We start from the raw sequence: 13,370 nt of genomic DNA, 5'->3' as shown, positions 1-13,370 counted from the left end.
GTTCCAACTGGATGCTCAACGCCGCAATCGCCGTAAGGATAGCAAACAACACCCACGTCTGGTCCGCGCTGATAAAACTGGTCATTTTCTCCCCTCTGTACGTCGGTGGTGACACATCAACGACAAGAGGCAATCGGAACGCACATTCCCATCTCAGGCGATCGTCACGCCCTGCGCCTCAAGGTCCGCCAGGTTCTCGCGGTGCTTTTCAGCGTTCACGTACCCGACAGCGTCCGCCAGGAGTGTCACCCTGCGCCCGGCCTTCAGGAGGTCCAGCGCGCTCTCGCGCACGCAGAACTCGCTTGCGATGCCACAGACGACAACGCACTCTCCCGCGTCCTGCCCCACGGTCCGCCCCATCGCGTTCCGCGCCTCGAAGGCGGAGTACTCCTCCCGGCCATCGTCCGTGCCCTTATGGTAGACGTTCCCCTCTCCCGGCCGCTGTTCGGCGCGCTTCACGTCCCGCGTGAAGGCCTCGTGGATCGCGCTGCCGCGCTCGCCGGCAACGCAGTGTTCCGGCCACTGGCCGCCGTTTTCCCTGAAGCTGCAGTGCCCTTTTCCATGCCAGTCCGCCGAGTAGAGCACCCGAACGTCCGGGTGCGCGTTGATGTAGTCCACGGCGTTTCTCACCGCGTCCTCCGCGCCGCAGCAGGCCAGCGATCCGTCGATGAAGTCGTACTGACAATCCACCACCAGAAGCGTTTCCTTCGACATGCAGTTTTCCCCCTCCATATACAGTTCACAGGCAGCCGGACGCCTTATTTCCGCGTCCTCTCCCGCGCGCGGCGGGGACGGGAGCGAAACCCCCTGGGCGAGGGCTTGCGCTCCACGCTGACCCCCCGCGCCTCCGCGATCAGGTCCCTCAGCGCCGCTGCGCGCTCAAAGTCCAGGCGCTCCACGGCCTCCCACATGGCGCGCTCCATCTCCTTGACGGACATCTCAGGCTTCGCCGGGGCCGCCTCCCCCTCCTTCGCCCCGACGCCGTCCAGCCGGTAGGCCTCCAGGAGCTCTGGGGGCAGGAGCGTCGTGACCTCCTTCTCCACGCTGCGGGGAACGATGCCGTGTTTCTCGTTGAACGCCATCTGCAGCTCCCGTCGCCGCCGGGTCTCCTTCACGGCGCGGGCGATGCTCTCCGTTTCCACGTCCGCGTAGAGCAGCACCCTGCTGTCCACGTTCCGGGCCGCCCGCCCCATGATCTGAATCAGGGAGCGGTAGGAGCGCAGATACCCCTCGCGGTCCGCGTCCAGGATGGCCACCAGCGTCACCTCCGGCAGGTCCATCCCCTCCCGAAGCAGGTTGATGCCCACCAGCACCTGCACCTCGCCCACGCGCAGGCCGTGGATCAGCTCCGCCCGCTCAAAGGTGTTGAGCTCCGAATGAATGTACTTGACCTTGAATTTCAGCTCGCTCAGGTAGTCCGCCAGGTCCTCGGAGGAGCGCTTCGTCAACGTCAGGACCAGCGCCCGCTCTCCGCGCTCCGTCACGCCCCGCAGCCTCTCCACCAGGTCGTCCACCTGCGTTCGGGCCGGCAGGACCTCCACCGTCGGGTCCGGAACGCCCGTGGGCCGGATCACCTGCTCCACCACCTGAGAGGAGACCTCCACCTCGTAGTCCCCCGGCGTGGCGGACACGAACACGGCCTGGCGCATGTGCTCCTTGAATTCGTCCCACTGGAGGGGGCGATTGTCCAGGCAGGAGGGCAGGCGAAAACCGTTCTCCACCAGCACGGTCTTGCGCGCCCGGTCGCCGTTGAACATGCCCCGCACCTGGGGCAGCGTGATGTGCGACTCGTCCACGAACAGCAGAAAGTCCTCCGGGAAGAAGTCGATCAGCGTGCCCGGCGGCTCCCCATAGTTTCGCCCGTCCAGGTAGACCGAGTAGTTCTCGATTCCGGAGCAATACCCCACCTCCCCCAGCATCTCCATGTCGTAGCGCGTGCGCATCCGGATGCGCTCCGCCTCCAGGGGCTTGTTCGCCTCGTTGAAGCGCCTTTCCATCCGGTCCAGCTCCTCCTGGATCAGGGGGAGGGAGCGCGCGATGGCGTCCGTCTGAGTGACGTAGTGCTGCGCGGGGAAGATCGAAGCCTCCGGCGTATGTTCCACCGACGTCCCCCGCAAGGGGTCCACCTGGTCGATGCGCTCGATCTCGTCGTCGAAGAACGAGACGCGGATGCAGGTCTCGGCATAGGCCGGAAAGATCTCGATGGTGTCGCCTCGAACGCGGAACTTGCCCGGCTCGAGCGACGTGTCGTTGCGCTCGTAGTAGTTCTCCAGCAGGCGCTCCAGGAAGGTGCGGTGCTCCACGCGGTCCCCTTCCTTGAAGGAGAAGATGGCGTTTTCGTAGTTGTCGCGCTTGCCCAGACCGTAGATGCAGGAAACGCTCGCGACGACCAGCACGTCCCTCCGTTCGATCAGGGCCTTCGTTGCCGCCAGGCGCAGGCGCTCGATACGGTCGTTGATGGAGGCGTCCTTCTCGATGTAGGTGTCGCTCGACGGGATGTAGGCCTCCGGCTGGTAGTAATCGTAGTAGGAAACGAAATAGTGGACGGCGTTCTCCGGAAAGAACTGCTTGAACTCGCTGTAGAGCTGTGCTGCCAGCGTCTTGTTGTGCGCCAGGACGAGGGCCGGCCGGTTCGCCGCGGCGATGAGGTTGGCCATCGTAAAGGTCTTGCCGCTGCCCGTGACGCCCATCAGCGTCTGAAAGCGCTGTCCGGCATCGAGGCCGCGCCTCAGGGCCTCGATGGCCTCCGGTTGGTCGCCCGCCGGCGGCCACTCCGAGTGCAGGATAAAGTTTTTTTGTATCAAGGGAAGCCTCCTCCCAGCGGCCTTGCGCGCCGTCCGAGGACATCTTACAACAGAAGGGCGGGAAAAGATACCGTGCCTCCGGCGCGAGAATGGCCGCGAGGCACGGCGGTCACACGATTCGTGCATCCACCGTAAGCCCCTGTCCCGCTACCCGCGTTCTTCTTCCAGCGAAGCCGCTCCACAAAAATGCCCCCTCAAAGAGAGGGGGCGATGCAAGATTTCCCTTCAACCCAGGAGGCCGTCCTTCGGCAGACCGTCCACCCGGTTCTCCGGCAGAGGCGGCGTCAGGTCCCGTTCCTTTTCGGGGGCATCGTCCGGCGCCTTCGCGTCGCCATCCGCCGCGGGCTTCGAGTCCTCGGCCTTCTTCGCCGACCTGGGGGGCAGCTCGCCGCCCTCCATCAGGACGTCGAACTCCGACCGATCCAGGACCTCGCGCTCCAGGAGGATTCCGGCAATCCGGTCCATGAGGTCACGGTGCTCCTCAAGAATCGCGCGCGCCTTGTCGTAGCAGGAGTCGATGATCGCCTTAACCTCCTGGTCGATGGCGTAGGCGATCTCCTCGCTGTAGTTTCGCTCCTCGGAGATGTCCCGACCCAGGAAGATCTCCTCGTGCTTGTTGCCCAGCTTCACCAACCCCAGCCTCTCACTCATGCCCAGCTCCGTCACCATCTGACGGGCCGTCTGGGTGGAGCGCTCCAGGTCGTTGGCCGCGCCGCTCGTGACGTCGCCGAACACGAGCTCCTCCGCAACGCGTCCGCTGAGCAGGATGGCGATCCGGTTCAGGAGGTCGGATCTGGAGCGCAGGAAGCGGTCCTCCTCCGGCAGCTGCAACGTGTAGCCCAGTGCGGCGTGCCCACGCGGGATGATGGAGATCTTGTGCACCGGGTCGCTGTCCGGCAGGACCTTTGCGACGATGGCGTGCCCCACCTCGTGGTAGGCGATGATCTTCTTCTCCCGATCGCTGATGAGCCGGCTTCGCCGCTCAGGCCCCGCCATCACGCGCTCGATCCCCTCCTCAAGCTCCTCCATGTCGATGCGGTTCTTGTCGTGACGCGCCGCAAGCAGCGCCGCCTCGTTGATGAGGTTCGCCAGGTCCGCTCCCACGAAGCCGGGCGTCCGCCGCGCCAGGACGCCGGTGTCCACATCGTCCGAGAACTTCTTGCCCTTCATGTGGACCTTCAGGATCTCCTCGCGGCCGTTGACGTCCGGGCGGTCCACCACGATGTGACGGTCGAAGCGGCCGGGGCGCAGCAGCGCCGGATCCAGGATGTCAGGACGGTTCGTCGCCGCGATGAGGATGGTGCTGCTGGTGTCGTCGAAGCCGTCCAGCTCCACCAGGAGCTGGTTCAGCGTCTGCTCGCGCTCGTCGTGTCCTCCGCCCAGCCCCGCGCCCCGGTGGCGTCCCACCGCGTCCATCTCGTCGATGAAGATGAGGCAGGGTTGGTACTTCTTGGCCTGTTCAAAGAGGTCACGAACGCGCGCAGCGCCGACCCCCACGAACATCTCGACGAAGTCCGAGCCGCTGACGCTGAAGAAGGGGACGTTGGCCTCCCCCGCCGCAGCGCGGGCCAGGAGCGTCTTCCCCGTCCCGGGAGGGCCCAGCAGGAGCACGCCGCGTGGGACCTTGGCTCCCAGCCTCGTGAACTTCTCCGGCGACTTCAGGAACTGCACGACCTCCTGCAGCTCCTCCTTGGACTCCTCACAGCCCGCCACGTCCGCGAACGTCACCTTGGGGCGATTGTCCAGGAAGAGCTTCGCCTTGCTCTTGGCGAAGGAGACGACCTTCCCGCCGCCGCCCTGCATGTTGTAGAGGAAGAAGATCCACACGCCAACCAGGAGCAGCGTCGGGACGAGGGAGGACAGCATCGACGTCCACCAGGAGGTCTTCTGCGGCGCCTCCACCGTCACCACCACTCCGGCGCGGGACGCCCGGTCCGCAAGGCCGCTGACGTCCACGCCATAGGTCAGGAAGCGCTTCCCATCCTTCAGCTCACCCCGCAGGACGGCGGAGGAGGACTCCCCCGGCAGGGTGTTGTTCCGGATCTGAAGGATGCGGATGCGCCCTCCCTCCAGCTCCGTGAGGAATGAACTGTAGCTGATCTCGCTGTATTGCTTCTGGGCTTCCTCCGGCGTCATGAAGACGTTGACCAGGCTCACCACCAGCAGGATGAGGACCAGGTAAAGGCCCAGATTCTTAACCACTCGCCCCAAAACATCGCCCCTCTCACGGTCCCGCCCCAACCTCCAGGGGGGCCCACATCGACTGCTCCGGCCGCGGAACGCCCGCACCCTGAGGCGACCGACGGCAACGCTTTATTGTAACATTAAGGCCGCCGCAGTCAAAACAGGATATTGCGGATACGGTCGCGGCCCGCAGGGGTCACAGGGCCTCGACGCTGCGGATGTCCTTCAGGTGACGCCACTTGCCGGCACAGTCCAGCCCGTAGCCCACGACGAAGGCGTCCGGTATCTCAAAGCCGCAGTAATCGACCTTCACTGCCGTTTCCCGCCGCGCGCTCTTGTCCAGCAGGACGCAGGTCCTGAGGCTTGCCGGCCTGCGGGCCCGCAGGAGGTCCTGCAGGTAGGACAGCGTCAGCCCCGTGTCCACGATGTCCTCCACGATGAGCACGTCGATGCCCTCGACGCTGTTCTTCAGGTCGTGCAGAATGCGCACGACGCCGCTGCTCTTCGTCGCGTCCGCGTAGGAGGAGACCGACATGAAGTCGATGTGGACGTCCAGGTCGTCCGGCATCTCCCGCACCAGGTCCGTCAAAAAGAACACCGCTCCCGTCAAAATCCCCACGACGAGCAGCTCCCGCCTGCCCCCGTTGTCCAACGCGATCTCACGCGCCAGCTCCGCCACGCGCTCCGCGATCCTCTCCCGCGAGATCAGCACCTCGCCGAGCCTGTACTCCTTCGCCATCTGCAATCTTCTCCCGTAAAGTAATGATGAAAATCCGTGCCCAGGCTATTGACGGCACTCTGTCGGCACCGCCCAGCGGAGCCTGCCGCGTTCTCCCAGGACCGACGCGCCCCCGCCCCACTGAAAGACGAAAGGTCCTGCGCGCCCCATGAGGCGCGCCAGCTCCAGGCTTCGCCCCCTTGGAAGGGCCATAAGGCCCAGGCTGCGGCCCGCGGCGCGTAGCACCAGCGCCCGATCCCGCGGCGTGAGGGCTGCCGCCCCCGCCCGGTCCAGGGACAGGGACCCCGCCTCCTCCTCCAGCGTCAGCCCTGCCAGGAGCCTCGTCCCGCGGGCCTCTTCTTCGCCGCGCAGCTCCCGCATCTCCGCGCCAAAGGCGGCCAGGTGCTCCGCCGCCCGCGCGTTCACGCGCCGCGCCAGAAGGGGCATGAGCTCAAGCCGCAGGAAGTTCCGGGTGCAGCCCGCGTCCGCGTTCGTCCCGTCCTCGCGCCAGGCGATGCCCCGGACCTTCAGGATGCGGCGCAGAAGGTCACGGCCCATGTCGATCACCGGGCGGAACAGGAGGCCCCGCCGCTCCGGCATCCCCACGGCGCCCCGCACGCCCGCGCCTCGCAGCAGGTTGAAGAGCACCGTTTCGGCCAGGTCGTCGCGATTGTGCCCCAGGGCGACGCCCACGGCGCCGCAGACCTCCGCCATCTCGCGGAGCGCCTGGTAACGAAGTCGTCGTGCCGCGGCCTCAAGGGACTCCCCCCGCGCCCGTTCCCCTGGCACGTCCAGGGCCCGTTCCAGGAAGGGCACACCCCATCCCTCCGCCGCGTCCCGCACGAAGGCCGCGTCCACGTCGGCCTCCCCTCCCCGGATGCCGTGGTTCACGTGAGCGACGGTCAGAGGTCCGTCGTAAAAGGTCTTGAAGAGCCAGAGGAGGGCCATCGAGTCCCCCCCCCCCGACACGGCAGCAAGCACCCGACCTCTGCAGGGCAACCACCCCTGCCTCATCCCCGCCTCCAGGAAGGGCCCCGCGAGGGCGCGGAGGGAGAGGTCGTAGGGGATCGCCTTATGATCCCGCTCCCGCGCTCGTTCGGTCTCGCTCATGCGCTCCAGCGCACGGCGGCAGAGGGATGCGACGGCCCGTTCTTCCTCCGTCATCGCGCCCCGGCCGTTCCATAGAGCATCCGGTAAATCCTGAGGTTCGCTGAAACGCGCTGTACGTAGCCGCAGGTTTCGTCGAACTTCACGGCCTCGATCCAGCGGTCCAGGGGAAGGTCCTCCCCTCCGTTCTTCAGCCACTTGCGGGCGTTGCCCGACCCCGCGTTGTAGGCGGCCATCACCCACTCCACCCGCGGGAAAGAGCGCCCCAGCCACGCAAGGTGTGAGGTCCCCAGCCGGATGTTGTCGTTGACGTCCAGGAGGTCGTACTTCTCAAGCCCCGCCCGCTTCGCCTCACCCTTTGCCGTTCCGGGCATCAGCTGCATCAATCCCGTGGCGCCGGCGTGGCTCCGGGCGTCGGGACGGAAGGAGCTCTCCTGCCGCATGACGGCCCACACCAGGGCATCCTCCACGCTGTAGGCTTCGCAGGCCGCCTTCACCTGCGCCCGGAAGGGACGTGGGTAGAGGGCCTCCAAGTTGGAGCGATAGAGCGTCCTCCCCGACGTCAGGAGCGCCTCCAGGCGGCGGGCTTCGTTGTAGGACTCCTCAAGCCCCAGCCAGCGCGACAGCCTGAGCGCGCGATAGAGCTCCCGCGCCCCGGCCTTGGGCCTCGACAGCCTGAGCTTCGCGTAGAGGACGAACCCCCACCGTTCGAGCTCGGAGGGCTTCGTCGCCAGGGCAGGGTCTTCCCCGTCCACGATCTTCAGCGTTTCGCCCCCGCTCAGGAGGGCATAGATGGAGAGGGGGTATCGGCGCTCAAGCAGGGCCTGGGTTCGGTCGGCCCCGGCCTTGTTGCCCGACCGCCGCTCCGCGTCGGCGATCCAGTAGAGCAGGCGGGCCCGCCGCATGGGGCCGATGTTGGGGGCATCCGCCTGGCGCCAAAGTCGGACGGCCTCCGTGAGGTTACCCGCGGCCACGTTCTTCCACCCCCGCTCCCACAGGACGTTAAAGGTGTAGGGCGTGTCGGGGTAGGCGCTCAGGACCTTCGCCTCCAGGGCGTCCCGGTACTTCGCCTGGGACTTGTCCAGGAGGTCGCAAAGCGCGAGCAGGGCCCGCGCCTGGGGCTTGCCCCTGCGTTCCTTGATCACGCGCTCCAGAACGTCCATGGCCGCCTTCTTCTCGACCTTTCCCACATTTCCCGCAAGGGTCGCGATGCGCCGGACGGAGGGCTCCGCGTAGGCGTTGCCGCTGAGGGCCAGTCGACTCCAGAGGTCCAGGGCCTCGCCGCTGCGCTTCAGCCGGTACAGGGACCAGGCCCGGTAGTAGGCCGCCTTGCGCCCACCCGCCGCCGTCACGGGCACGGGCCTCAGTCGCTCCTCCGCGGCGGCGCTCTCCCCCGCCAGGTGCGCGTAGACGCCCAGCGCCACCCTGACGGCGTTGGACCAGGGCTTGGGCTGCTGCAGGAGGACCTGCGCGGCGTCCTTGTTTGAGGGTTGAAGCTCCAGGAGCTTCAGCGCCGACTCCGCTCGATTCTCCGACAGCTTGATCCGGTTCGACAGGGCATAAATCCGCCGCTCCTTCGTCTCGGCAGCCGCCAGCATGCGGGACAGCGCCTCTCCGATCTTCCGCTCGTCCCCGCCCTTCGCCAGGAGGCGGTACTGCGCGTAGGCCACGTAGTACTTCAGCTCCTGGGGAGCGCCCTTCCAAAGCTTCTCCGCCAACGCCAGGGCCTCCTGGTCCCGGTTCGCCCTCTCGTACCCCAGGAGGAGCGTCATATCGGCATAGGGCCTGATGGAGGCAGGGAACTTCCCCGCGTACTCCTCGAGGATCGCCACCGCGTCGGGCCAGCGATCCTGTATGCGGTAGGCGTTGGCCATCAGGGCAGCATCCTGCGGAGACCTCTCGTCCATGGAGGCGTAGAGCGCCTCCATCTCCTTCCACGCCCGCTTCCAGAAGAGGTCCTGCATCGTGGCCGCCCCGGCCGGGACAGCGGACAGCAGCACAGCAGCCAAGAGCGCCAGAGCGGCGCATCGCTCAACGACAAAGCGCTTCTTCAGCATTGAATTCTCCTGTTCTTCCATGATATTAATTGCATTGATTGTCGATCACGGGAGCGGCGGAAGGTACAGGACCTGCCGAACCCAGCTCGGCCACTCCAGATCGAGTTCCCCCCCGCAGGTCAGGGCAAAGGCCGCACCGCCGCTTCCGGTGATGCCCCAGGCGAGGGCCCCCGCGCCCTCAAAGAGGGCGAAGAGCTCGCGATACTGACCGTGGGCCTCCACGAGGGGCAGCGCGAAGTCGTTGGGCAGGAGCCCAGGGCGCCCGTTTGCCCTCAGGGCGCTCAGGATACCCTCCGCTTCCCTCCGCGCGGAGCCCTCGTCCTTCGGGTAGCCGCCGTCTAGGGCGGCGTCCAGGGCGGCGTAGGCGTTCTCCGTCCCCACCTCCCAGGAGGGAAAGGCGATCACGCCGCTAAGGCGCGGGGGAGCGAGGGGCTCCAGATGGTCTCCCGTCCCGGCGACCAGGGCCATGGGGGCGCCGGAAAACAGAAAGGGCACGTCCGCCCCCGTGCGGCGCGCCACCTCCTCCCAGGGGCCCGAAGCGTCTTTGGACGCCAGCCACTGCAGCAGGGCCGCCGCGTTGCCGCTCCCTCCTCCAAGGCCCGCACCGGGGAAGAGGCTCTTCAGGACCTCGACCCGGAGGGGGGGGACCTGCACTCCGGCCTCCCGCGCCAACCGCAGGGCCCGCGCCACGACGTTCTCTCCCGTCAGGCGAAGGTCCATCCCCCGGACCTCCACGCGGTCCTCCGCTCCCGCAGGCAGGGCTTCGACCCTGAGCGCTTCTCCCGACGGGATGCGGAGGAAGATCGAGAGCAGGTCGTGGTATCCGTCGGGACGACGGCCCGTCACCCTCAGCGAGAGGTTCAGCTTTGCAAAGGCGGGCAGCACGAAGCGCACGCGCTCACTTCCTTTCAATATTGATCATCATGATGGAGATGAACGAGGCGGTGCTCCCAGGACAGCCCGTCGCGCGAAGACATCTCAAGGCCAAAAAATCAAGGGCCGCCGCAGGGCAAACGTCCCATGCGGCGGCCCCCCACGGCCCCTGCGGGGCTATCGCGTGATGGCCTCCCGCGCCTCCCGCGCCCTCTCCACAATCTCCTCGCGGTCCAGCGTCGGGAACTCCCCGTTGCGGAAGCTCCACTTCCCGTTCACCATCGTGCCCACGACGTCGGCAGAGCTCCCGGCGTAGACGATGTACGCCGCCAGGTTCTCCTCGTTGGCTCCAACGTAGTGGGGCTGGTCCAGGTCCACCAGCACCAGGTCCGCCATCCAGCCCTCGCGGATCATGCCCTTCTGGGCGAAGCCGAAGGCCCTGGCTCCCTCGTAAGTCACCATGCGCAGCGCGTCAAGGGCCGAAACGCACATGGGGTCGTGGTTCACCCCCTTGTGCAGCAGCGCGGCGGTCCGCATCTCCTCCCACATATCCAGGCGGTTGTTGCTGGAGGCTCCGTCCGTGCCGAGCGCCACAGGCGTGCCCTTCTCCAGCCACGCGGCAAGGGGCATCACCCCGCTGCCCAGCTTCAGGTTGCTGCCGGGGCAATGAACCAGCGTCACGCGGGAGAGGTCCACCTCCGTCGCCGGGTCCAGCCACACGGCGTGGGCCAGGACGGCCTGAGGCGCGTCCGACAGTCCCACGTCCCGCAGGTAGTCGGCAGGCTCCCTCTTGAGCTCCTGCCGCAGGTAGTTAAGCTCCCACTCCGTTTCCAGGAAGTGCAGGTGCACTCCCAGGCCGTGCTCGCGAGCCGCCTGAAAGATCCTCCGCATGTCGTCAAGGGGGACGGTGTATGGGGCGTGGGGGCCCAGCTGGACGGTGATCAGGCCCTCCCTCCCGTGCCAGTGTTCCGCCAGGTCGAGGCCCTCCTGGAGGGAGCGGTCGAGCTTACCCGCCTCCCCCTTCACGATCCCCCGGCACAGGGCCGCCCGCATCCGGGCCTGAAGGGCGACCTCCGCCACGCGGTCCATCTCGAAGTACATGTCGGCAAAACAGGTGGTCCCCCCCGCCAGCATCTCCAGGACAGCCGAGGCGGTCCCCCAGTAGATGAAGTCCGAGGTCAGCTTCGCCTCCACGGGCCAGACCTTCTTCTCCAGCCACTCCATCAGGGGGGCCTCCTCGCCCAGACCGCGCAGGAGGACCATGGCGGCGTGAGTGTGCGCGTTGACGAACCCCGGCAGCACCGCCATGCGACCGTGCCCCGAAACGATCTTGTCGGCGCCGGGCAGCCTCTCATCGAGCCCCAGGATGGAAACGATCCTCCCCTTGGATACGAGGAGGTGTCCCCGCGTCGCCTGCTTTCGCCCGCCATCCAACATCAGCACGTCCTTGAACAACGTCGCCATAAGCCGTCCCTCCTCAGGCTATTCCTGCCAGCTCTTCATGTACTCGACCTGCTCCTCCGTCATCTGGTCGATCGTGACGCCGATGGCGGCCAGCTTGGACTCCATCACGGCGCGGTCCGTTTCGATGGGCACGGGGTACAGGCCCGGCTCCATCTTGTGCGTGTAGACGTAGAGCGCCGCCTCCAACTGGAGCGCGAAGCTGAGGTCCATGATCTCGATGGGGTGCCCGTCCGCACAGGCCAGGTTCGTCAGTCGGCCCTCGCCCAGCAGGTTGATGCGGCGGCCATCCTTCATCACGTAGGTGTCGATGTTGTCGCGCAGCTGCTCCATGTGATCGGCCAGGGCGCCGAGGTCCGGCTTGCTGATCTCCACGTCGAAGTGCCCCGCGTTACCCAGCACGACGCCGTTCTTCATCCTCATGAAGTGCTCCTTGCGCAGGACGTGGATGTTGCCGGTGAGCGTCATGAAGACGTCGCCCAGGGGGGCGGCCTCCTCCATGCTCATCACCTGGAAGCCGTCCATCAGCGCCTCGCAGGCGCGGTGGGGGTCCACCTCCGTGACGATGACGCGGGCACCCAGGCCTGCGGCCCGCATGGCGCAGCCGCGCCCGCACCAGCCGTAGCCGGCCACCACCACCGTCTTGCCGGCCACCACCATGTTCGTGGTGCGGATGAAGCCGTCCCACACGGACTGGCCCGTGCCGTAGCGGTTGTCGAAGAGGTACTTGCTCAGCGCGTCGTTCACCGCGATGACGGGGAACTTCAGCACGCCCTCGTCTCGCATAGCGCGGAGGCGCTTCACCCCGGAGGTGGTCTCCTCAGAGGCTCCCAGGATGCCTGGGATCAGCTTCGGCAGCTCCTTGTGGATCGTCGCCACCAGGTCGGCCCCGTCGTCGATGATGACGTTGGGCTTGTAGCCCAGGACCGTGCGCACGTAGTCGAAGTACTCCCTCGTGCTCATCCCGCGGTGGCTGTAGACGTGCACCCCCTTCTCCGCCAGGGCCGCGCAGATGTCGTCCTGAGTGGACAGCGGGTTGCTGCCGCATGCGGCCACCGTGGCCCCCAGGTGTGCCAGCGTCAGGAGCAGGTTGGCGGTCTTCGCCTCCAGGTGAAGGCAGGCTGCGATCGTCGCCCCCTTGAAGGGCTGCGCGTCCTTATACTTGTTGTACAAGAATTGAAGGGAGGGCATGTACTGCCACGCCCACACGATCTTCTTCCACCCGTGCTCCGCCAGACTGAGATCCGCGACCTTAAAGTTCTCCAAAACGATACCTCCAAAAAGTTTGATTGTCCTGCAGTGTTAACTCGATGCGACCAAACGGCTTTCAGATCGTGGGTGGGAATGGTTCCCCGCCCGCGTCGAAGCGGTAGGGAGGTCGGAAGACGCCCCGTTCCGTGACGATGGCCGTGACGTTCGCCGCCGGCGTCACGTCGAAGGCCGGGTTCCAGACCCGAACGCTCTCCGGGATATGGGAGCCGCCCGGCAGGGCCCGCACCTCATCCTCCGCTCGCTCCTCGATGGGGATGGCTGCGCCGTCCGCCGCCGAGAGGTCGAAGGTGCTCCAGGGCGCCGCGACGTAGAAGGGGATATGGTGCGCCGCCGCCAGCACGGAGAGCCCGTAGGTGCCGATCTTGTTCGCCGTGTCGCCGTTGGCGGCGATGCAGTCCGCCCCCACGATCACCGCATCGACGGCGCCGCTCCGCATCAGCGCCCCCGCCATGCCGTCCGTGATGAGCGTCACGTCAAAGCCCTCCCGCGCCAGCTCCCACGCGGTCAGGCGAGCGCCCTGAAGCAGGGGGCGCGTTTCGTCCGCGTAGACTTGGACGGCCTTCCCCGCCTCGCGGGCGGATCGGATCACCCCCAGCGCCGTCCCGTGCCCACCCGTCGCCAGGGCCCCGGCATTGCAGTGGGTCAGCACTCGGACGTCCTGGGGCAGGAGCGCCGCCCCCAGCGCCCCCATCCTGCGGCACCCTGCCACGTCCTCTGCGTGGATGGCCCGCGCCTCCGTCAGCAGGGCCTCCGCCAGGCGGGGCCCCTCCAGATCAGGACACGCCTCAAGTCGTCGACGCACCCTGTCCAGCGCCGTAAAGAGGTTCACCGCCGTGGGGCGCGTCCGCGCGAGGCGGAGGAGGGCCGCCCGTACGGCTCCCTGACCCTCCGGCG

Annotated in this window: 10 protein-coding genes; all 10 read right to left on the bottom strand. The window is 66.9% G+C overall.

Annotation, left to right across the window (positions count from 1 at the left end; genetic code table 11):
- Positions 1-153 precede the first annotated feature (153 nt).
- Positions 154-714, bottom strand: a complete 561-nt coding sequence (locus ACO41U_RS08000; RefSeq protein WP_485942995.1) for an isochorismatase family protein — start codon at positions 712-714, stop codon at positions 154-156.
- A 44-nt stretch (positions 715-758) separates the two neighbouring features.
- Positions 759-2,804, bottom strand: coding sequence for an excinuclease ABC subunit UvrB (uvrB, locus tag ACO41U_RS07995; RefSeq protein WP_298781964.1), 2,046 nt, complete (start codon positions 2,802-2,804; stop codon positions 759-761).
- A 225-nt stretch (positions 2,805-3,029) separates the two neighbouring features.
- Positions 3,030-5,015 (bottom strand): ATP-dependent zinc metalloprotease FtsH, encoded by a 1,986-nt coding sequence (gene ftsH, locus ACO41U_RS07990; protein WP_485942993.1) that lies wholly within the window; start codon positions 5,013-5,015, stop codon positions 3,030-3,032.
- Between the two features lie 169 nt (positions 5,016-5,184).
- Positions 5,185-5,727, bottom strand: coding sequence for a hypoxanthine phosphoribosyltransferase (gene hpt, locus ACO41U_RS07985; RefSeq protein WP_485942991.1), 543 nt, complete (start codon positions 5,725-5,727; stop codon positions 5,185-5,187).
- A gap of 45 nt (positions 5,728-5,772) precedes the next feature.
- A complete protein-coding gene (gene tilS, locus ACO41U_RS07980) occupies positions 5,773-6,870 on the bottom strand; it encodes a tRNA lysidine(34) synthetase TilS (RefSeq protein WP_485942989.1) in 1,098 nt (365 codons plus the stop codon).
- On the bottom strand, positions 6,867-8,870 hold the full coding sequence (locus ACO41U_RS07975) for a lytic transglycosylase domain-containing protein (RefSeq protein WP_485942987.1): 2,004 nt from the start codon (positions 8,868-8,870) through the stop codon (positions 6,867-6,869). Before ACO41U_RS07975 ends, tilS begins: the two co-directional genes overlap by 4 nt.
- A 45-nt stretch (positions 8,871-8,915) precedes the next feature.
- On the bottom strand, positions 8,916-9,764 hold the full coding sequence (locus tag ACO41U_RS07970; RefSeq protein ID WP_485942985.1) for a GHMP family kinase ATP-binding protein: 849 nt from the start codon (positions 9,762-9,764) through the stop codon (positions 8,916-8,918).
- Positions 9,765-9,920: 156 nt separating this feature from the next.
- Positions 9,921-11,207: an amidohydrolase gene (locus ACO41U_RS07965; protein ID WP_485942983.1), complete on the bottom strand. Its 1,287-nt coding sequence runs from the start codon at positions 11,205-11,207 to the stop codon at positions 9,921-9,923.
- Positions 11,208-11,225: 18 nt separating this feature from the next.
- On the bottom strand, positions 11,226-12,470 hold the full coding sequence (locus ACO41U_RS07960) for an adenosylhomocysteinase (protein WP_298781346.1): 1,245 nt from the start codon (positions 12,468-12,470) through the stop codon (positions 11,226-11,228).
- 61 nt (positions 12,471-12,531) lie between these two features.
- A partial coding sequence (gene mtnA, locus ACO41U_RS07955) for an S-methyl-5-thioribose-1-phosphate isomerase (protein ID WP_485942981.1) occupies positions 12,532-13,370 on the bottom strand: 839 nt, incomplete at its 5' end.

This window comes from Fretibacterium sp., from assembly GCF_057312375.1.
This window is presented reverse-complemented; position numbering and strand designations above follow the sequence as displayed.

Bases quoted from the DNA above. Each gene is read 5' to 3' on its own strand.
- ACO41U_RS07965 (WP_485942983.1), bottom strand. From the start codon at position 11,207: ATGGCGACGTTGTTCAAGGACGTGCTGATGTTGGATGGCGGGCGAAAG.
- ACO41U_RS07975 (WP_485942987.1), bottom strand. From the start codon at position 8,870: ATGCTGAAGAAGCGCTTTGTCGTTGAGCGATGCGCCGCTCTGGCGCTC.
- tilS (WP_485942989.1), bottom strand. From the start codon at position 6,870: ATGACGGAGGAAGAACGGGCCGTCGCATCCCTCTGCCGCCGTGCGCTG.
- ACO41U_RS08000 (WP_485942995.1), bottom strand. From the start codon at position 714: ATGTCGAAGGAAACGCTTCTGGTGGTGGATTGTCAGTACGACTTCATC.
- hpt (WP_485942991.1), bottom strand. From the start codon at position 5,727: ATGGCGAAGGAGTACAGGCTCGGCGAGGTGCTGATCTCGCGGGAGAGG.